Below are 19040 nucleotides of genomic sequence, written 5' to 3' on the forward strand. Positions count from 1 at the left end.
AAGCCGGAACAAAAATCTCTTTATAATTCATACGGTTACAAACACATTACTCCTCTCATCACTCAAAAATACAGTGCAAAGTAAGTTCGAAAACTGCATCGGACGCGGGCTCCAGCTAACTCCTTACCCCTCCATACCTAAACTACTTGTTTCCCATGGGGCACCTGAATAGGGTCTCCTGAAATCGCTCCTGAGCATTCATAAAACCGGGGGGCGTGCAGGGTTCTGTAGGGTTTTCTCGGCCCCATTTCGCTCAGGAAAAGCCCTGCCATCGCTGTCGGAGGGCGGATGCAGGGATGCAGAAATTAAGACCTATTTAGTCCGCAGGCGTGGTGGGGGGATGACGGCGCGCGCCAGGCCAGCCACACCGTTCGATCTCCGCCCCGTATGCACGACGGACACCGGGGAAGCGGCTTATGACTCAACAATCGAATGATGAGCGGATTCGGTTGCATGGACCGCCATGAGCGCATCAGAATCAAACCTTCTTCTACAAGGAAGTCAGCATGCAAGATATTACATCTCCTCCGTTGAGTTCTGGTTCTCGCTGGCTTCGCTGGGAACCACACGTCCACGCCCCAGGTACATTGTTCAATGATCAGTTCAACGGTAACTGGGACCGTTACCTAGCAGCACTCGAAATGGCAACGCCCGCTATCAGTGCTATAGCTGTTACCGACTACTATCTACTTGATACCTATCGGACCGTGTTAGAACACAAAGCTAACGGCAGACTGCCTGGTTGTGATTTGATTTTCCCCAACGTTGAGTTACGGTTCAGTGTCGGTACAGCAAAGTCTTGGGTGAATGTTCACCTCCTTGTAAGCCCGGAAGAACAGAATCACGTGGAGGAGATCGAGCGATTTCTTTCCAGTTTGACTTTCAAGGCATTCCAAGACGAATTCAGGTGCAATCCTCCGGATCTGATGCGCCTCGGCCGTAAAGCCAACACACTGATAGAGAATGATCGTGCCGCGCTGAAATATGGAGCGGAACAATTCAAGGTATCGTTCGACGAACTAAAATCGAAGTACGAAGCCAGTGAATGGGCTCAACGCAACGTTCTTATTGCTATTGCCGCCAAGCAAAACGATGGAACCTCAGCACTACGCGACGGGGCCGACGAGACTCTTCGACAGGAGCTAGAACGTTTCGCCCACATAATGTTTGCCGCGAACCCAAATCAAAGAGAGTTTTGGCTCGGTAGGAAAAGCCTTTCGGCAGAAGCCATCAAAGAACGTTATAACGGCTTAAAGCCTTGCCTTCATGGTTGCGATGCACACAGTATTTCCAAAACAGGCGTTCCTGATGAGTCCCGCTTTAGCTGGATCAAAGGAGCCCCAATTTTTGATACGCTGCGTCAAGCATGCATAGACCCAGAAGGACGGGCATTTGTAGGCGAAGATCCACCACCATCAGCGATGTCATCCGAAACTCTTTCTCGTATTTCGATCAACAATGCACCGTGGTTGCAGACGCCACATATAGATCTCAATCCAGGGCTGATAGCTATTATTGGAGCTAGAGGGTCAGGAAAAACAGCATTGGCAGATATGATTGCTGCCGCTTGCGATGCGCATGCTGGCCATGTCACAAATCAATCGTTTCTATTGAGAGCACAAGAGCATTTAGAGGGTGCATCAGCTAGCGTCACTTGGCAGAACGGTGAAACAGAAAGCCGAGATCTAACTGAGGCAGCCCAAGTTAATCATGAACCGTACCGAAGAGCTCGATATCTATCCCAACAGTTTGTGGAAAAGCTATGCTCAGCTGACGGCATGACCGATGGGTTACTCTCCGAGGTGGAAAGGGTGATTTTCGACTCCCACACAGTTATCGAACGGGAAGGGGCTATTAATTTTTCAGATCTGCGTGAGATTCGATCCGCTCGTCATAGACAAGCTCGAAAGCACGGTGAGGAATCACTATCGATTCTTTCCGAGCGAATAAATACCGAGCTCGAAAAGCGCAGCCTCGTAACCACGTATAAAACACAGGTACAAGAGAAGGAACAACTCCTAACCCGGTTAAATGAGGATCGATCAAAACTCGTTGCCAAAGGTTCAGAGAGCCGAATATCGCGACTGGAGGAATTAACAAAAGCAGCAGAAACAGTTAGCGGCTACGTTCGCTACTATACCAATCAAGAAAATCAAATATTGCTCATGCAGGATGAGGTCGCTAACGTTCGAACTGTTATCGCCCCGGAAGACTTACGAGAAATAAAAGAAAGGCACGCAGCAAGCAGAATTGGGGAAAATGAATGGGAGATATTTTTTAGGGACTACAAAGGTAATGTAGATGAAGTATTGCAAAAAATGCTTGAAACGGCGCAATATAATAAAAAACGGTGGGAAGGAATTTCACCACTGCCAAATACTGACCCGCAGCTAGAGTACATTACCAACAACACTGAGCTAAATAAAAATCCCCTTGCACATCTACAAGCCGAAATCGGACGCCTACAGCAACAAGTTAGCATCGACAAAGAGACATCTACACGCTTTACCGAGGCCTCAAAAAAGATTACCACTGAGACCGAGCTTTTGCGTGCAACCAAGGAAAAACTCGCAGATTATGAGGGAGCGGCACTGCGGCTCGAAGGTTTATTGAAGGATAGAGAGGCAGCCTATGAGCGAGTCTTTGCTGCAATTCTTTCAGAACAGCAAGTGCTGGCTGAACTATACGCCCCCATAAAATCAAAGCTTGAGACAGCCGACGGAACATTGAGAAAACTTTCATTCTCCATCACTCGCACTGTGGATATTGATAGTTGGGCAACTGAAGGGGAAGCGCTTCTAAACTTGACCAAAAAAGGTCCTTTTCGGGGCAAAGGATCGCTTAGAGATGTTGTCGGAGCTTATCTGCTAGCACCCTGGATGGAAGGTAGTGAGATAGAGGTTATGGAAGCTATGCGTGCTTTCAAAGACGCCCATCAAAAAGATTTACTGGCTCATTCTCCTGTAGTGTCAACTGACCCTGCAGAATATCGGCGCTGGGCCAAAAAACTTGCTCAGTGGCTTTATGGAACAGACCATATAAGTGTGCAGTATGCTGTCAACTATGACGATATCGACATCCAAAAATTGTCGCCGGGAACGCGGGGCATCGTCCTACTACTTCTTTATTTATCTCTTGATGACGCTGACACCAAACCCCTGATTATCGACCAACCTGAAGAAAACCTAGACCCCAAATCAATTAACGATGATTTAGTACCACTTTTTTTATCGGCAAAAACCACACGACAAGTAATCATCGTTACGCACAATGCGAACTTGGTAATCAATACGGACGCTGACCAGATCATCGTCGCAAATTCTGGCACCCATACATCCGGCGGACTGCCCCCCATCACTTATGTATCAGGAGGTCTTGAAAATAAGGACATCAGGGGACTTGTATGCGAGATTCTTGAGGGGGGAGAAATAGCATTTAAGGAAAGAGCTCGTCGACTCAGAGTTAGATTATCACGTTAACATATGTGGAGCTTCTCCCATGTAAACCATGACAAGGCTCCCCTACTGATGTCTGAAAAATAGCGCGTTGTCGGGACACGCCGGCTCGCGGCCTCTGTTGCCCCGCGGGAGGACTTTACACCTCCCCGCATACTTCAAATGTCTTGAAATTAACGACCTCTTCTCCCAGCCAGTCGTTCATCTGGGAGATTCGGGTTTGGACAGGCTCCAGCTCGTTGGCTGCATAGATTTGAGTCGCCTCCCTGATCGACCCAAACCCACCCGCGTTCTGCGGCACTATGCCCATCAATTGGGGCGGAATCCGCAGGCTCGCCAACACATCATCCCGCGTCTGATTCTTAATCGAGTTGAATTCGTCTTTGGCCGCTACCTCGCTGACAGGGATCAGTTGAATCCCATCCTTCTTGCCCGTGGGCGAGTAGACAAACAGGTTTCGAAAATTCCCCGGTCCCTTCGAGTCCTTCAATGCCTTGCGCAATGCATCGATGTCCGCCTCGGTCTGGGCCGCGTCGGTCATGTACAGGATGAAACCGGCATGACTGCCGTTCTCGTAATACTTGCGCCGGAACAGCGTCGCGGACTCGTTCAACAGCGCCGATTGCAACGCACTGATCCACTCCGGCAGCCCATAAATCTCCTGATGCAAATCCGCCTCACGCAGATGAAAAATACTTCCAGGCTCAAACGCGTGCTCGTTCTTCCACCCCTGCACCTGGTAGAACTGCCCCTCCGGCCCCACCCGCATGTACTTCGCCAACGAAGGCGCCAGTTGCCTGGTGCTGCCCAGCACCGACCGGCGCTTCTCCAGGTACCCATTGCCCAGGCACAGAAAGTCTAGGGCAAACTGTTCAAAAGCCGCCCGGGACAGCATCGGGTGCGGGATAAACGTCTTGCTCAACAGATTGCGCTTAAACATCAACCCCGAATGCAAATGCACGCTCGCCCCCACCGACCGGGCCAGGCCGTTAAGCGACAACGGCGGCTCATACCACCGCCCGTTGAACCAGCATTCCAAGTAATCAAACACCTCCCGACCACCCAACACCGGCGTCGGCTCCCCAAAGCTGAACACCTGGGTCCCCGCACTGGCGGCGTCAATGGTGGCCGGCAAATGTACCTGGCTGGCAAGTTGTTCAGTCATGTAAAAATCTCCATTCGCCCAGTATTGGCAGCGGTCTGCCCTTCGAGCGGTTCGTTGTGCAATGCATGAAAGAGCGCCCAAGCCAGGTCGGCGTGACCTGTGTTCTCGTTGCGCCCTGCGGTATAGGTGAACTGCCGTCCACCTGCGGTGATGGTTTTGCGAATCGCCATGAGCGACTGGGCCATGTCGGTCCAGCCAGCATCGAACTCCAGCCGGCCCTTGTGGATCACGTCGTAGGCTTTCAGCACCAGGCGGGTTTTCACCTCGGGCGAGTAGCTGAAGGTGGTCACCGCCGGGAAAAACTGGCGCACCAGCTGGGCTACGCCGCTGCCCAGGCCGGTGACGTCGATGCCGATGTAGGTGACCCAATAGCGGTCGCACACGCCCTTGATGGCGGCGGCCTGGGCGGCGAAGTCCATGCCGCGAAACTGGTGGCGCTCGAGCACGCGAAATTTGCCGCCGGGCACCAAGGGCGGCGCGACCACCACCAGTCCGGAGCAATCGCCGGTTTCGGCCGGGTCATAGCCGACCCACACCTGGCGGTCGCCGAACGGGCGCATGGCGAAAGGTTTGTAGTCCTCGGACCATTCCACCCAGCTATCGACCATGCAAGACTGCAACACCGACAGCGGGAAGATGCTCGCGCCGTCATCGACGAACTCGCACATCAGCAGGTTGGCGAAGGCCTCGGGGCTGTACTCCCGGCGCAACTCTTCGATGTCGAACAGATCGCACCCGCCCCGCTCGGCGTCGAGGATCGTAACGATCTGGCGCCATAGCCGGTCCTCGCAGAACCGACCCTGCTGTAGTGCGCCGTGGGACACATCCACCTTGGTGTGGTGCGCGGCGGGTTTCCCCTTGTTGAAGCGTTCGCCCGTCCAGAAGGTGTACGCCTCGTGGGCCATGCTCGATGGCGTGGAGAAGTAGGTTTTGCGCCACTTCTTGTGCATCGCCATGCCCGAGGCGACCTTGTTCAACTCCTCGAACTTGAACGTCCAGAAAAATTCGTCGAAGTAGAAATTTCCGTGATAGCCCTGGGCGGTGCGGGCATTGGTCCCGAGGAAAAACAGCTCGGCGCCGTTGGGCAGCACAATCGGGTCACCGGTCAGCTCGACGCCGATGATTTCCCGGGCAAAGGCCTGGATGTAGCCCCGGAACAGATAGGCCTGGTTCTTCGAAGCCGACAGGAAAATCTGGTTGCGGCCGGTGTCCAGGGCGTCGATGAACGCCTCGCGGGCGAAGTAGTACGTGGCGCCGATCTGGCGGCTTTTGAGGATGACGCGGGTGCGCTGATTGCCGGCCCGGTACCAATCTTTCTGGTAGTCGAAACAGCCGTCGATGAACGCCTCGCGCAGCAGCTCGATCTGGTCTTCGCTGATGTCGTTCTTCGGGGATTTTTTCTTCGGTCCCTCGTTGCGCTTGGCGAGGTTCGGGTTAAGGTCGGTTTCGGTACCGCCGCCCTGGAAACGCTGAATACGGGCCTGACGCTCAAGCTGGCGATGCAGCAGATCGATCTCTTTGAAATCGCCGCCGGTCTTGTTGTCCTTGAGGATCAACTGCACCAAGCGCGCTTCCAGGGCCCCGCCGATGCGCTCGACGTTGTCGGCCTGGTCCCACTTGTCGCGAGCCTTCCAGCTGTGTAGCGTTTTCTCCTTCTCGCCCGTCGCCTCGGCGATCTCACAGACGCGCCAGCCCATCCAGTACAGAAACTTGGATTGGCGTCGGGGGTCGATGGACAGCAAGGCAGTCGTCATGCCGAGATGCTGCCGCCCACCGCGGCGACTCAATAGCGCCGCCGCCTGTACCCTCCCCGCCTACAGTCCCGCCCCGTTGCCGCCGCTCGCACCCATGCCGACCATGCCCCTCATTGCAACGCACTGAGAATCCCCGGCATGAAGAAGTACCGAAGCAACTGGTTCCGCGTCGCCATCGAAGGCGCCACCTCGGACAAGCGCACCATCAAACGCAGCTGGCTGGAACAAGCCGCCAAGAACTTCAATCCTTCCACCTACGGCGCCCGTATCTGGCTGGAGCATTTCCGTAGCCTATTGCCCGACAGCCCTTTCAAGGCCTATGGCGACGTACTGGCGGTGAAAGCCGAAGAGGTGGACGTCAACGGCCAAAAGAAACTGGCGCTGTTCGCGAAGGTCGAGCCCACCAACGACTTGATCGCCATGAACAAGGCCAAACAGAAAATCTATACCTCCATCGAAATCGACGAGAGCTTTGCCGACACGGGTGAGGCCTACATCGTCGGTCTCGCCGTGACCGACTCACCCGCCAGCCTCGGCACAGACGTGCTGGCATTCTCAGCGCAGAAGCCCGAATCCAGCCCGTTCCAAGACCGCCACTATTCGCAAACCTCCATGTTCACCGAGGCGGTGGAGACCGAGCTGAAATTTGAAGAGTTCGAAGAGAAGCCGAGCATCGGCGCCCAGCTACTCAACAAGGTACAAACCCTCCTGACCGGCAAACAGACCAAGGATGACAACGACTTCACCCAGATCGGTGAAGCGGTCGAAGCCATCGCCGAACACGTCAAGGATTTGCCCGACCAACTCGCCGCTGAAAAGAAATTTTCGGCTGGGCTAAAGACCCGACTCGATCAAGTCAGCACCGAACTGACCGAGCTGAAAACCCAGCTCTCCACCACCCAGGATCCCAACCAGAAAACGCGCCCGCAGGTCTCCGGCGGCGGTAACCAAGTCATGACCGACTGCTGACCATCAAGGAAGATCAACATGCGTAACGACACCCGAGTACTGTTCAACGCCTACCTGCAGCAACTTGCGCAACTGCATGGCGTGGCTGACGTCACCACCAAATTCACAGCAGACCCAAGCGTCGCCCAGACCTTAGAAACCCGCATGCAGGAATCCAGTGCGTTCCTCCGTGCAATCAACGTCTACCCCGTCTCGGAACAGTCGGGTGAAAAGGTCGGTATCGGCATCGACGGCACCATTGCCAGCACCACCGACACCACCGTCAAAGACCGCGAACCACGCGATCCAAGCGGCCTGGATGATCGAGGGTACACCTGCACCCAAACCAACTTTGACACCAGTATTCGCTATCAAAAGCTGGACCAGTGGGCCAAGTTCAAAGATTTCCAAGCACGCATCCGTGACGCGATCATCAAGGCCCAGGCCCTCAACCGCATAATGATCGGTTGGAACGGCATCAGCCGCGCCGCGACATCCAACCCAACCATCAACAAGCTCCTGCAAGACGTGAACATCGGCTGGCTGCAAAAGATGCGCGAGGAAAACCCTGCCCGGGTCATGAAAGAAGTTAAAGACGGCAGCGGCAAAATCGAAATCGGCGCCAACAAGGACTTCGCAAACATCGACGCCCTGGTCGTCAGCATGGTCAACGAGTTCATCGAACCCTGGTACCAGGAAGACACCGAGCTGGTGGTGATTTGTGGTCGCCAACTGCTGGCCGACAAATACTTTCCCATCATCAACACCATTCAGGCACCGTCTGAAATGTTGGCCGCCGACATCGTCACCAGTCAAAAGCGTCTCGGCAACCTGCCGGCCGTGCGCGTGCCGCACTTCCCGGCCAGCGGCCTGATGGTCACGCGCCTCGACAACTTGTCGCTGTACTGGCAGGAAGGCACTCGCCGCCGAACCGTCATCGACAACGCCAAGCGCGACCGCATCGAAAACTTCGAATCGGTCAACGAAAGCTATGTCATCGAAGACCTGGGCTGCGCCGCCCTGGCCGAAAACATCACCCTGAATTAAGGCGGCGAACATGACCAACCCCTGCCGCCGCCACTTTGAACGCGTCACCGCTGCTGTCGAAGCAGCCGCCACCGATCCCACCCAAACCATGGCCGGCGCCACGGCTTATGAACATCAGCTAAATCAGCTGCTACAAGATCGCTTGCGCCTGAAACAGGTTCAGTCCAACCAGTGCAAGGCAGAACTCAAACGCCTGCTACTGCCAAGCTACGAATCCTATGTGCAAGGCGTGCTGGAGGGCGGCAAAGGCGCTCAGGACGAAGTGATGACCACCGTCATGGTCTGGCGCTTCGATGCCGGTGACTTCACCGGTGGGCTCGACATCGCGACCTACGTGTTGAAGTACAGGATGGTCATGCCGGACCGCTTCGCCCGCACCTTGGGTTGCCTGGTCGCTGAAGAGGTCGCCACAGCAGCCTTCAAGGCCCAGAAGATCGGCGAGCCGTTCGACCTGGCAACCCTGCATCGCACCGCCGAACTCACCGACGCCGAAGACATGCCCGACCAGGCCCGCGCCAAGCTGTTTCTCGCCATGGGCCGCGCCACGCTGGAAGGCATTACCGAACAGGCCCCAGGCCAACCCGGCCAGCTTCAAGCCGGTGTGGATCTGCTGAAAAAAGCCATCGCCCTGCACGACGCCTGCGGTGGCAAGAAAGATCTGGAGCGGGCCGAACGCCTGCTCAACAAACTTGCCGGCCCTGCCGGCTAACTAAGCGTCCCCACGCACCCCGCCGGCTCGGGGCGGATCGGCCAGGCGGCTCCCCCTGAACGTGAAGCCCCGACCACCGGCGACCTATTCTGAGTGCTGTTCCATGAGCGGATTTATTGCCGGCGGCACCGTCGCCAGCGGCCTTATCAATACCGATGCCTTCTGGCCCTCGATCGATCTGGACCAGTTGCGCGCCACGCTACGGATCGACGCGAGCGTCACCGCGCCACGCCTGGAAACCGCGGCTGTTGCCGCCGCCATCAGCGTCAACCGCGAGCTGAGCGAATGGCGCTCCACCCAACAGGTGGCCGGCCATACGAAACTTGCCGACATGCCCGGCGAGCGTATCAACGGCGTACTGGTCCTGGTGCACCTCTACCGCCGTGCCATCGAAGCGGCAACCGGCGCCGAAGTTTGCGAGCGCTACCGCTCCTACGACTCCACAAACAGCGGCCACCAGAACGCAGAAGACCTCACCCCGAACATCGACGACTACCGCCGGGACTTGCGTTGGGCGGTGCGTGACTTTCTGGGTATCAACCGCACCACCGTGGAGCTGATTTGATGCCCGTCACCGTCCGCGCCCGCCAAAACGAAACCGTCGACGCCCTTTGTTGGCGTCACTACGGCCGCACAGCTGGCGTGACCGAGGCGGTACTCGAAGCTAACCCCGGCCTGGCCGATTACGGACCGATCCTTCCCCAAGGCCTGGGCGTGCAGATGCCCGAAGCCCAAACCGCCGCCCCACAGCGGCAGATGGTGAATCTATGGGACTGATACCCTCAACAAGGCCTGGAACTGATGAACAAACCTGAAAGCCTGCGCACTCACCTGCTTGCCACCATTAGCGAACTCAAGCACAACCCCGACCGACTGCTGATTTTCATCGACAATGGCAAGATCCGATGCACCGCCGCTGCCACCCTGTCCTTCGAATACAGCTTTGATCTGCAGGTCATCCTCACGGACTTCGCCGGCCATCCTGACAGTGTGATGTTGCCAGTGCTCGGGTGGTTGAAAGTGAACCAAGCGGATCTGCTTGAAAACCTGAACAAATCAGCAGAAGGCATCAAGTTCGAAGCCGACATTTTGGATAATAGTAAGGTGGACCTCAGCCTGACCCTGTCGCTGACCGAGCGAGTGATTGTGAGGACGGACGCCGGCGGCAATACAACTATCCGCCACCCCGGCGAACCTCAGCGCACTGCCATGTTTCTCGACCCAGCGTGGATACCCGGACCTTGGAAGTCCGGCAGCGAATGGGCTACACCGACGTGACCAATCGACTGGAAGCGCTGGAGAACTGGGCCGAAAGTCCGATACGCCAGCTTCAACCTGCGGCACGAAACAAACTCGCACGCAGCATCGGCCAAGCCCTGCGGCGGAGCCAGCGCCAGCGGATCATCTCCCAGCGCAATCCAGATGGGAGCATGTACACACCACGGAAGCAGCGCAATCTACGAGGCAAAACAAGGAGAGTGAAACGGAAGAAGCAGATGTTTCAAAAACTGCGCACCACAAGACTACTAAAAGCGTATGGCAACAGTCACACCGTCAGCGTAGGTTTTTTTGCACGGGTTGCTGGAATAGCTCGGGTACATCAATTCGGGTTGAAAGAGCATGCCGGGAGAAGGCGGCCTGAGATACTATACAGTCGGCGACAGGTGCTGGGCTTCAACGACCATGATATTGATTTAATCAAAGATCAATTACTGACACACCTCGCTCCAATAGAGAAATAGCTTCTATGGTCATAGGCGCCAGGAAGTTCAGTCTGTGATCCGCTCAAACCGAAGCAAGGAAGGAGATAGCAATGGAAAATGCTGACGTTTCAGCAGAGATGAATGTCAGAATTTCTACAAACGACACGACCAGTACGTTCGAAATAATAAAAGTGCAAGACGAGAATAAATATTATCCTAGAACGCACTACCTATTGATAGAAACCGAGCTAAAATCCCATATCTGGTCCTCTGAGATAGCATCCACCTCCACTTCAAAAATTAAGGTCAGAGCCACTTACCTCTATGGAAGTGATGGCATATACAAAGCCGGATCTTTGATCAGCGAGATGGGAGGGGAAATGCAAAGCTATAGGCAAAGCGTCAGAGTGACTAATGGTGCGGTTATGGTCGACAGCTCAATGCGTGGATTGCACGTAGGCACCTATCTTTTTCATAAAATTGTCACTTGGGCAAAACAATTCGACCCTTCATATAACATCGTACCGATATCAGTGATCGCTGGAGATGCAGACAAGGATAACAAAGACAGGAGAAACAAATTATACGAAAACTCAGGAATACAATTCATATGGGATGGCTCAGCAGGGATGCAGGGAAGCTCCGACCCTACGTTAACCGTTTCAGATCTCATAGCCTACGCTAATTGGCCTAACATTCAAAAAGACTATGGGATGCGGTCCCTTGATAAGACTTGGCAAGAATTAGCGACCTTAAAGGTACAGGTACAAAGCCTTAAAGCCGCGAATCGTTTCTGCCGCCGCCAATATAATACAATTGAATCACGCCTTAAAATATTAGCAGGCCTTATAAGTATACCTCTTTGCATTGGATGTCTTTTGTTAGGGCTCGCTGTGGGAAAAGCAATCGGTTGACGATCCAAGCTATCGAGCATCTAAATTATGTTTTGCCGTGCTCATGTAATCGCCCCAACGTAGAGCAGGAACAACATAAGAAACAACTCGCCTAAACACCTAAACAACTGAGAAAAAAATGTACGAGACGGCCAACAAATTTGAAAAAGTGGCATCTACGCTGTTGATGCACTTGGGATTTCACATATCCACCAATCCCGCCCAAGTTGATTTTTATGCAATAAAAGAAAATCTAACCTGGGCTGTTGAAATAAAACACTACAAAACCCAACGAGCACAGCTAACACTACTCAAGACCGCGGCACGGCAGATCCGATTAGAAATGGATAACAATCCAACTCTGAAAGGATTACTTATCGCTTCATGCATCCTTACAGACAATCAGAAGGAACATCTAAGAAAGGAATACGGCATCTCCGTCTTCGACAGACAGCTCTTACTGAGTATGGCCTCTGATTCCCCTGAGATAACTGAGGACTTACACGCGTTATTCGAAATCGACCCAAATGACCTTTCAGTTAGCATCGAGAAATTTTACAATCTAGATAAAGAACTAGCTCCCCCAGTCGCTCCAGAGCTTGAAGAGTCCCTGCCCTTAGACACCACCGGCACTGAACTTTGCAAATCTCTTCGCGCAATAGAAGCTGGCAGACCAGGCTGGAGCGACTACGAAAAAAAATGTATAGAAATCCTCCAATATTTATTCAAAGATCACTTAGCAGGCTGGAAAGACCAACGAAAAACTGATGACGAACTCAATCGATTTGATCTCGTATGCAGGATAAAACCCGTCACGGACTTTTGGAAATTTATCATACACAACTTAGAAAGCAGATACATGATATTTGAATTTAAAAATTATGAACACCCTATCAAACAAGGACAAGTATTAACCACCGAAAAATATCTCCTTGAAAAGGGATTACGAAAAGTCGCCATTATGCTAACTAGAAAAGGCGCTCATGAGAGCGCAACTAAGATGGCTCAAGGGGCAATGAGAGAAACAGGAAAACTCATCATCATCCTTGATGACGACCAAATTTGCGAAATGCTTCATATGAAAGAAAAAGGGAGTGATCCGACTGACTTCTTATTTGACGTTACGGATGATTTCCTTCTCTCTCTCCCTCGCTGAGCCTTGTAGGCTGCAACTAGACAATCGTAGCAAGTAATTTATTTCCAAACCTGGCGCCATTATTGGCGCCATGAATAAGTTACCTACCCTCGCCCGCCTAATCGAAAACCTCATCCGCTACGGCACCATCGACGCCGTCCAGATGAAGCCCCCACGTGTGCGAGTCAAAACCGGAACCCTAACCACTGCCTGGCTGCCATGGATCGCCCTACGAGCCGGCGCCGACCGAGAGTGGAATCCACCGACGGTCAACGAACAAGTTTTGCTGTTCAGCCCCTCGGGCCAGCTCGGCAACGGTGTCGTCCTGACCGGCCTGTTCAGCGACCAGATCCCCGCCAACGGCGAGCGCGAAGGCCTACACCGCGTCACCTATCGCGACGGCACAGTGATCGAGTACGACAGCGTCGAGCACCACCTCAACGCCACGCTCACTGAGGGCGGCACCACCAACCTGATCAGCACCGGTGGTATCAACATCGTCGGCGACATCACGCATCAGGGCGATTACACCCAGACAGGCAACCAGAACGTCACCGGAAAGGTCACCGTCTCGGCGGACGTGGTGGCTGCCGGCATCAGTCTGGTGAAGCACCCGCACAGCGGCGTCATGCCAGGCAGCGGCAAAACAGGAAAACCGGAATGAACCGACACACCGGCGCCTCCCTCACCACCGTCGAGAGCATCGCCCAATCCATGAGCGACATCCTCAGCACCCGCATCGGTACCCGAGTCATGCGCCGCGAATACGGCAGCCTATTACCCGAATTGGTGGACCACCCGTTCAACGACATCACCCGCCTGCAGGTGTACGCGGCCACCGTCATGGCGCTGATGCGTTGGGAGCCGCGTATCAGCCTGAGCCGCGTGCAGTTCCAGGGTGCCACGCTGCAAGGTCAATCCTCGTTGGATATCGAGGGCAGCATCGTCGATAGCAACGAGCCGCTGAGTCTGAGCGTGCCGCTGCACTTAGGGGGTAGCGCATGAACTCATTCGTCGCGATTGACCTGGGCCAGCTCCCCGCGCCCGAGGTCGTTGAGCAGGTCGATTACGAGCAGATCCTCGCCGAGCGCAAGGCCTACGCAATCGGCCTCTGGCCGGTCGAAGAACAAGCCGAGATCGCTGCACGGCTTGAGCTGGAATCTGAGCCCCTGACCAAACTGCTCCAAGAGAACGCCTACCGAGAGATGGTATGGCGCCAGCGCGTCAATGAAGCGTCCGTCGCCAACATGCTGGCCCTCGCCAAGGGCAGCGACCTGGAGAACCTGGCCGGCAACTTCAACGTCAGGCGCCTGGTCATTCAGCCCGCCAAGCCCTCGGCCGTGCCGCCGGTCCCGCTGCTGATGGAAAGCGACGACAGCCTGCGGGAGCGGGCTCAAATGGCGTGGGAAGGACTCAGCACTGCCGGCCCGCGCAACAGCTACATCTTTCATGCGCGCTCTGCTGACGGCCAGGTTGCCGACGCCACTGCCGAGAGTCCCGCCCCGGCCGAGGCGGTGGTGACCGTGCAATCGATCCTGGGTGACGGCAGCGCATCGCCCGCGCTGCTGGCGAGGGTTAATGCCTACCTCAGCGACGACGACCGCCGCCCTGTCGCGGATCGGCTCACCGTGCAAAGCGCCCAGGTCATCAACTACCAGGTCAAAGCCAAGCTGTTTCTTTCGACGTCGGGCCCTGAGAGCGAATTGATCCTTGCGGCAGCCAATGCGCAGTTGCTCGCCTTCGTGCACCAACGGCGACGCCTGGGCTTGGAGGTTTCGGAATCCATTATCCACGCCTCGCTGCACGTTGAGGGTGTGCGCAAGGTCGTGCTGGAGAACTGGACGGACATCGTTGCCACGAAGTACCAGGCCCCGTACTGCACGGCCGTCGATTTGGCGCTGGGGGTCGAATGATGGCAGACGCGCCCCTGCTCCCCAGCAATTCGACGCCGTTGGAGCGCCAAGCAGCGCAGGCGCTGGCCCAGATCCAGCGTGTGCCGATTCCGTTGCGCACGCTGTACAACCCCGACCTATGTCCGTTGTCCCTGCTGCCTTATCTGGCCTGGACCTTCTCCGTGGATCGTTGGGACAGCAAATGGACCGAAGCCGCCAAGCGCGCTGCCATCCGTAGCGCGTACTACATCCATTCGCGCAAGGGCACCATCGGGGCACTGCGCCGCGTTGTTGAACCGCTCGGCTATCGGATCGAAATCATCGAGTGGTGGCAGACCGTTCCGCTCGGCCCTCGCGCTACCTTCAGGCTCAACGTCGGCGTGCTCGACACCGGTATCACCGAGCAGATGTATCAGGAGCTGACCTGGCTAATCGACGATGCCAAGCCCCTGACACGCTACCTGACCGAGCTCGCCATCAACCTGGAAACCACCGGTCTTGTTCATATCGGCGCCTGCCTCACCGAGGGCGACGAGATTGATATCTACCCACCCACACAGCGAGACATCGAGGTCACGGGCTACATCCACCAGGGCGGCCGTGAACACCAGATCGACACCATGGACATCTACCCATGACAGACCAAAACAGCCAGTTTTTCACTATCCTCACCGCCATCGGTAAGGCCAAGCAAGCCAACGCGAACGCGTTGGGCGTTGCGTGGACCTTCGCGCAAATGGGCGTGGGCGACGCCAATGGCACCGACCCAATACCCAGCGAGCAGCAGACACGCTTGATCAATGAGCGCCGCCGTGCCCCGCTGAATCAGTTGAAGGTTGACCCCGCCAACCCAAACATCATCATCGCCGAGCAAGTCATCCCTGAGCACGTCGGTGGCTGGTGGATTCGTGAAGTCGGCTTGTATGACGCCGACGGTGACATGGTCGCGGTGGCGAACTGCGCGCCAAGCTTCAAGCCGTTGCTGACTCAGGGATCGGGCCGTACGCAGGTGGTGCGGATGAACCTCATCGTCAGCAGCACCGCCAACGTAGACCTAAAGATAGACCCGTCCGTTGTGCTGGCGACCCGTCAATACGTGGATATGAACGTTCAGGACATCACCCACGGCTTCGCTCGCTTGCTGTCGCCGAACTTTACCGGCACACCCAAGGCCCCGACGCCCCCCCAGCCCGACAACACAACAGCCTTGGCGACCACTGAGTTTGTCCAACGCGGCATGGGCAACTATCGAGGGTTCATCAACGCCACCCGCTCATTGACCCTGACCGCTGACAGTATCGGGGCGGTGGTGACCTGCGTTGGAACATTCACGGTGAAGCTCCCCCCGGCTGGTGATAGCCGTAGCGGCTCAGCTGTCCACGTTCGAAATAATGGAAGCGGCACCATCACCGTCGCTTGTGCTGGAGCCGATACGATTAACACCGGCTCCGGTCAGGTCAAGAGCATGGTGCTTGACCCCGGAACGAATCTCGAATTGATCGGCAACGGCGCTTTGAGCTGGTGGGCATCTGGGTCTGCCCAGCTTGGATACTCCGACATTTTCAGTGGGCAGTACTCCCCCGCTGGTTTCCAAAAATGGCCGAACCGTTTTATCGAGCAATGGATGCAAGTTGCGTTGTCCGCCTCTGGTACCAGCACAATCACCTACCCGCACACGCTATCGGCGGTATACGGGGTTCACCCCGTTGTGATTTTCGGTGGGGCCCACTATGGCGTGTCGGTTGACGGTACTCCCGGATTGTCCTCATGCGGACTGAGAGCGAGCACAGCGGCACCGCTGCACGTATTTGTCCGAATCATTGGGAAGCGTTAACCATGCCTTACTACATCGCTGATATTCGTGGATTCGATCATTCTGAAATTCCGCCCGCTGGATCGGTGTTCATTTCCGATGAGGCCTTTCAAGATTTGTACAGAGACGTGGCGAGTCGCCCTGGTGCCTCGATAGTCCCTAACCGACAAGGTTATCCGGTGTTGCAGGAAGCACCTGAACCGACGTCGGCAGAACTGGCCGCTGCGGCCTTGGTTCGTCGTGACGAACGGCTGGCCCGGGCAGCATTGCGAATAGCGCCGCTACAGGATGCGGTCGATACTGATCAAGCCTATGAAGCAGAGGTACAGCTATTGAGGTTGTGGAAGAACTACCGGGTTGATCTCAATCGGATTGATCAGCAGGAAGGTTTCCCTACTTCGGTTGCCTGGCCTATTGAGCCCACGTCAAGCGAAAGCGGCCGGACTCGATAAACACGTGTGCAACACCCTGCTCTTTTAACGACAGGCACTAAACCTACAGCCACATACCCGGTAACACCGAACGCTCGCCCAGAGGCTACATCGCCTTGCGCCTTTGCCTACAACTAAGCCAGAATCCGCCCGCTTGTGCGCCTTGGTCCGTATCGGTAGCTTGGTTTCTGTCACTGCTCATCAGTGATCGGGTTTAGCGACCCGAATCGGTATGGATGCAACAGCGCTCCTGATTTCATTGCGGATACTCATGTCTGCAATCGTTGCAATGGCGGCTGTACGCGGGAGACCTTCGGGTCTGCCGGGCTCCTGTACCCCCGGTTCGCTAACCTGCGTCCAGCTGCCACCCTTACTTGTTTAGCGACAAGTCATGGTGGCCCAATCAGGTCAGGAGATTCACCATGTTCAAGGTCACACCCAATCCCCCGGAGTTAGACGCTGCCTCATCTAGCTCTAGCCTCGATCCGGAACAACTTCACGAAGCCGATGAGCGGGCGCTCAATTATTATTTGAAGCCGAAACAGGCCAAACCTAGAAAAAAACCTGCCCCGGGTCAGCTTTTTACTGTCGTAGAGAGTGTCGACACGGAAAGCCTGCTCGCCAACCTCAGCGAAAACCTAGCCTCTGCCAACGCCATGATCAGCGACCTGGCCTTCGATCTTGAAGGTTCCCGCCGACATATTGCGCTGGGGATCCAGCAAGTGATTGAGGTCAGCGAACTACTGGCGAATCGGGCGCAGGATATCGCCGATCCGCGTTAGCAACGGGGCCGTGACCGAACGGGCTCGCCGGCGCTTGTAGTTCCCCTAGCTACAGGGCAGCCGGCTCGCCCAATCGGTGCAAGCGCGGCAGCCTGTGCAGTGTCATTACAAACACTGCGCAGGCACCCATGACTGATTATCTCCATGGCGTGCGGGTTATCGAACTCAACGACGGCACCCGCCCCATTCGCTCCATCCCCACCGCTGTCATCGGCATGGTCTGCACGGCCGACGACGCCGATGCGGCCGCGTTCCCCTTCGACACGCCGGTGCTGCTCAACAACGTTCAAACCGCCATCGGCAAAGCCGGTACCACGGGCACCCTGGCGTCCAGCCTACAGGCCATCGCCGACCAAACCAGGCCCTACACCATTGTCGTGCGCGTGAAGGAAGGCGACACCGAAGAAGAGACCACCAGCGCCTTGATCGGCACCACTACCGCCGAAGGTAAATACACCGGCATGAAAGCCCTGCTCGCCGCCAAGGCTCGCTTGGGGATGGTGCCGCGCATCCTAGGTGTACCAGGCCTCGACAGCTTGCCGGTGGCCACCGCCCTGGTGTCCATCGCTCAGCAGGTACGCGGCTTCGCCTACGTCAGCGCCTGGGCCTGCAAAACCAAGGAAGACGTGGTCGCTTACCGGGCCAACTTCGGCGCCCGAGAAGCGATGGTCATCTGGCCTGAATTCCAGAATTGGAACACCGCTACCAACGCCACGGTGACCGCCTCGGCGGTGGCCCGCGCCTTGGGTCTGCGCGCCAAGATCGATCAAGAAGTGGGCTGGCACAAAACCCTGTCCAACGTCCCGGTCAACGGCGTCACGGGCATCAGTGCTGATGTGTTTTGGGATCTGCAGAACCCCGCCACCGACGCTAACTACCTCAACAGCCAGGATGTGACCACGCTCATCAACGAGGGCGGCTTTCGCTTTTGGGGCAGTCGCACCACCAGCGCGGACCCGCTGTTCGCGTTCGAGAATTACACCCGTACCGCGCAGATCCTCGCGGACACCCTGGCGGAGGCGCACATGTGGGCAGTGGACAAACCACTGCATGCGTCCCTGGTGCGGGACCTCATCGAAGGGGTCAACGCCAAGTTCCGCGAGATGATCGGCGCGGGCTATTTGATCGGCGGCAAATGCTGGTACCCAGACGATGCCAACGACAAGGACACCCTCAAGGCCGGCAAGCTGTTCCTGGACTACGACTACACGCCTGTGCCTCCGCTGGAAGACCTCACGCTGCGGCAGCGCATCACCGACCGCTACCTGATCGACTTCGCCAGCAAGATCAATAGCTGAACCCGCCCCTGCGCA

General features: G+C 55.9%; 20 protein-coding genes. 18 read left to right on the forward strand and 2 right to left on the reverse strand.

Annotated features, from left to right (window positions below; translation table 11 throughout):
- Positions 1-506: 506 nt before the first annotated feature.
- Positions 507-3479: a TrlF family AAA-like ATPase gene (locus ACLK1G_RS16365; RefSeq protein ID WP_420766356.1), complete on the forward strand. Its 2973-nt coding sequence runs from the start codon at positions 507-509 to the stop codon at positions 3477-3479.
- Between the two features lie 115 nt (positions 3480-3594).
- On the opposite strand, the gene ACLK1G_RS16370 is transcribed toward ACLK1G_RS16365, so the two are convergent.
- Together ACLK1G_RS16370 and ACLK1G_RS16375 are read right to left on the reverse strand one after the other, a co-directional pair.
- Complete coding sequence (locus tag ACLK1G_RS16370; RefSeq protein ID WP_420766357.1) at positions 3595-4620, reverse strand: phage portal protein; 1026 nt, start codon at positions 4618-4620, stop codon at positions 3595-3597.
- Positions 4617-6374, reverse strand: a complete 1758-nt coding sequence (locus ACLK1G_RS16375) for a terminase ATPase subunit family protein (RefSeq protein ID WP_420766358.1) — start codon at positions 6372-6374, stop codon at positions 4617-4619. The genes ACLK1G_RS16370 and ACLK1G_RS16375 overlap by 4 nt, the downstream gene beginning before the upstream one ends.
- Before the next feature lie 138 nt (positions 6375-6512).
- Here ACLK1G_RS16375 and ACLK1G_RS16380 point away from each other — a divergent pair, with 138 nt between their 5' ends.
- The 17 genes from ACLK1G_RS16380 to ACLK1G_RS16460 all read left to right on the forward strand — a co-directional run bounded on the left by ACLK1G_RS16380 (position 6513) and on the right by ACLK1G_RS16460 (position 19025).
- Positions 6513-7343, forward strand: a complete 831-nt coding sequence (locus ACLK1G_RS16380) for a GPO family capsid scaffolding protein (protein WP_420766359.1) — start codon at positions 6513-6515, stop codon at positions 7341-7343.
- A gap of 18 nt (positions 7344-7361) precedes the next feature.
- On the forward strand, positions 7362-8369 hold the full coding sequence (locus ACLK1G_RS16385) for a phage major capsid protein, P2 family (protein WP_420766360.1): 1008 nt from the start codon (positions 7362-7364) through the stop codon (positions 8367-8369).
- A gap of 10 nt (positions 8370-8379) precedes the next feature.
- Positions 8380-9078 carry a phage terminase small subunit gene (locus ACLK1G_RS16390; protein WP_420766361.1) on the forward strand — a complete coding sequence of 233 codons (699 nt, stop codon included), beginning with the start codon at positions 8380-8382 and terminating at the stop codon, positions 9076-9078.
- 103 nt (positions 9079-9181) lie between these two features.
- Positions 9182-9643, forward strand: a complete 462-nt coding sequence (locus ACLK1G_RS16395; protein WP_420766362.1) for a head completion/stabilization protein — start codon at positions 9182-9184, stop codon at positions 9641-9643.
- Positions 9643-9855, forward strand: coding sequence for a tail protein X (locus ACLK1G_RS16400; protein ID WP_420766363.1), 213 nt, complete (start codon positions 9643-9645; stop codon positions 9853-9855). Before ACLK1G_RS16395 ends, ACLK1G_RS16400 begins: the two co-directional genes overlap by 1 nt.
- 24 nt (positions 9856-9879) lie before the next feature.
- Positions 9880-10356, forward strand: a complete 477-nt coding sequence (locus tag ACLK1G_RS16405) for a phage tail protein (RefSeq protein ID WP_420766364.1) — start codon at positions 9880-9882, stop codon at positions 10354-10356.
- Positions 10338-10820 carry a phage virion morphogenesis protein gene (locus tag ACLK1G_RS16410; protein ID WP_420766365.1) on the forward strand — a complete coding sequence of 161 codons (483 nt, stop codon included), beginning with the start codon at positions 10338-10340 and terminating at the stop codon, positions 10818-10820. Before ACLK1G_RS16405 ends, ACLK1G_RS16410 begins: the two co-directional genes overlap by 19 nt.
- Before the next feature lie 71 nt (positions 10821-10891).
- Positions 10892-11695, forward strand: coding sequence for a hypothetical protein (locus ACLK1G_RS16415; RefSeq protein WP_420766366.1), 804 nt, complete (start codon positions 10892-10894; stop codon positions 11693-11695).
- A 118-nt stretch (positions 11696-11813) separates the two neighbouring features.
- Positions 11814-12830, forward strand: coding sequence for a restriction endonuclease (locus ACLK1G_RS16420; RefSeq protein WP_420766367.1), 1017 nt, complete (start codon positions 11814-11816; stop codon positions 12828-12830).
- Positions 12831-12900: 70 nt separating this feature from the next.
- The gene (locus tag ACLK1G_RS16425) at positions 12901-13473 is read left to right on the forward strand and encodes a phage baseplate assembly protein V (RefSeq protein WP_420766368.1); all 573 of its coding nucleotides are present in this window, start codon (positions 12901-12903) and stop codon (positions 13471-13473) included.
- Positions 13470-13814: a GPW/gp25 family protein gene (locus ACLK1G_RS16430; protein ID WP_420766369.1), complete on the forward strand. Its 345-nt coding sequence runs from the start codon at positions 13470-13472 to the stop codon at positions 13812-13814. The genes ACLK1G_RS16425 and ACLK1G_RS16430 overlap by 4 nt, the downstream gene beginning before the upstream one ends.
- Positions 13811-14722, forward strand: a complete 912-nt coding sequence (locus ACLK1G_RS16435; protein WP_420766370.1) for a baseplate J/gp47 family protein — start codon at positions 13811-13813, stop codon at positions 14720-14722. Before ACLK1G_RS16430 ends, ACLK1G_RS16435 begins: the two co-directional genes overlap by 4 nt.
- Positions 14722-15339, forward strand: a complete 618-nt coding sequence (locus tag ACLK1G_RS16440; RefSeq protein ID WP_420766371.1) for a phage tail protein I — start codon at positions 14722-14724, stop codon at positions 15337-15339. The genes ACLK1G_RS16435 and ACLK1G_RS16440 overlap by 1 nt, the downstream gene beginning before the upstream one ends.
- A complete protein-coding gene (locus ACLK1G_RS16445) occupies positions 15336-16535 on the forward strand; it encodes a phage tail protein (RefSeq protein WP_420766372.1) in 1200 nt (399 codons plus the stop codon). The genes ACLK1G_RS16440 and ACLK1G_RS16445 overlap by 4 nt, the downstream gene beginning before the upstream one ends.
- Positions 16536-16537: 2 nt before the next feature.
- The gene (locus ACLK1G_RS16450; RefSeq protein ID WP_420766373.1) at positions 16538-16966 is read left to right on the forward strand and encodes a tail fiber assembly protein; all 429 of its coding nucleotides are present in this window, start codon (positions 16538-16540) and stop codon (positions 16964-16966) included.
- A gap of 401 nt (positions 16967-17367) precedes the next feature.
- Entirely contained in the window at positions 17368-17727 is a 360-nt protein-coding gene (locus ACLK1G_RS16455; protein WP_420766374.1) for a DUF6124 family protein, read from the forward strand.
- Positions 17728-17855: 128 nt separating this feature from the next.
- Entirely contained in the window at positions 17856-19025 is a 1170-nt protein-coding gene (locus ACLK1G_RS16460; protein WP_420766375.1) for a phage tail sheath protein, read from the forward strand.
- Positions 19026-19040 lie beyond the last annotated feature (15 nt).

The organism is Pseudomonas algeriensis, from assembly GCF_048847255.1.
GTDB lineage: Bacteria > Pseudomonadota > Gammaproteobacteria > Pseudomonadales > Pseudomonadaceae > Aquipseudomonas.

Coding starts and splice junctions, on each gene's coding strand:
- ACLK1G_RS16365 (WP_420766356.1), top strand. CDS start 507: ATGCAAGATATTACATCTCCTCCGTTGAGTTCTGGTTCTCGCTGGCTT.
- ACLK1G_RS16370 (WP_420766357.1), bottom strand. CDS start 4,620: ATGACTGAACAACTTGCCAGCCAGGTACATTTGCCGGCCACCATTGAC.
- ACLK1G_RS16375 (WP_420766358.1), bottom strand. CDS start 6,374: ATGACGACTGCCTTGCTGTCCATCGACCCCCGACGCCAATCCAAGTTT.
- ACLK1G_RS16380 (WP_420766359.1), top strand. CDS start 6,513: ATGAAGAAGTACCGAAGCAACTGGTTCCGCGTCGCCATCGAAGGCGCC.
- ACLK1G_RS16385 (WP_420766360.1), top strand. CDS start 7,362: ATGCGTAACGACACCCGAGTACTGTTCAACGCCTACCTGCAGCAACTT.
- ACLK1G_RS16390 (WP_420766361.1), top strand. CDS start 8,380: ATGACCAACCCCTGCCGCCGCCACTTTGAACGCGTCACCGCTGCTGTC.
- ACLK1G_RS16395 (WP_420766362.1), top strand. CDS start 9,182: ATGAGCGGATTTATTGCCGGCGGCACCGTCGCCAGCGGCCTTATCAAT.
- ACLK1G_RS16400 (WP_420766363.1), top strand. CDS start 9,643: ATGCCCGTCACCGTCCGCGCCCGCCAAAACGAAACCGTCGACGCCCTT.
- ACLK1G_RS16405 (WP_420766364.1), top strand. CDS start 9,880: ATGAACAAACCTGAAAGCCTGCGCACTCACCTGCTTGCCACCATTAGC.
- ACLK1G_RS16410 (WP_420766365.1), top strand. CDS start 10,338: ATGGGCTACACCGACGTGACCAATCGACTGGAAGCGCTGGAGAACTGG.
- ACLK1G_RS16415 (WP_420766366.1), top strand. CDS start 10,892: ATGGAAAATGCTGACGTTTCAGCAGAGATGAATGTCAGAATTTCTACA.
- ACLK1G_RS16420 (WP_420766367.1), top strand. CDS start 11,814: ATGTACGAGACGGCCAACAAATTTGAAAAAGTGGCATCTACGCTGTTG.
- ACLK1G_RS16425 (WP_420766368.1), top strand. CDS start 12,901: ATGAATAAGTTACCTACCCTCGCCCGCCTAATCGAAAACCTCATCCGC.
- ACLK1G_RS16430 (WP_420766369.1), top strand. CDS start 13,470: ATGAACCGACACACCGGCGCCTCCCTCACCACCGTCGAGAGCATCGCC.
- ACLK1G_RS16435 (WP_420766370.1), top strand. CDS start 13,811: ATGAACTCATTCGTCGCGATTGACCTGGGCCAGCTCCCCGCGCCCGAG.
- ACLK1G_RS16440 (WP_420766371.1), top strand. CDS start 14,722: ATGGCAGACGCGCCCCTGCTCCCCAGCAATTCGACGCCGTTGGAGCGC.
- ACLK1G_RS16445 (WP_420766372.1), top strand. CDS start 15,336: ATGACAGACCAAAACAGCCAGTTTTTCACTATCCTCACCGCCATCGGT.
- ACLK1G_RS16450 (WP_420766373.1), top strand. CDS start 16,538: ATGCCTTACTACATCGCTGATATTCGTGGATTCGATCATTCTGAAATT.
- ACLK1G_RS16455 (WP_420766374.1), top strand. CDS start 17,368: ATGTTCAAGGTCACACCCAATCCCCCGGAGTTAGACGCTGCCTCATCT.
- ACLK1G_RS16460 (WP_420766375.1), top strand. CDS start 17,856: ATGACTGATTATCTCCATGGCGTGCGGGTTATCGAACTCAACGACGGC.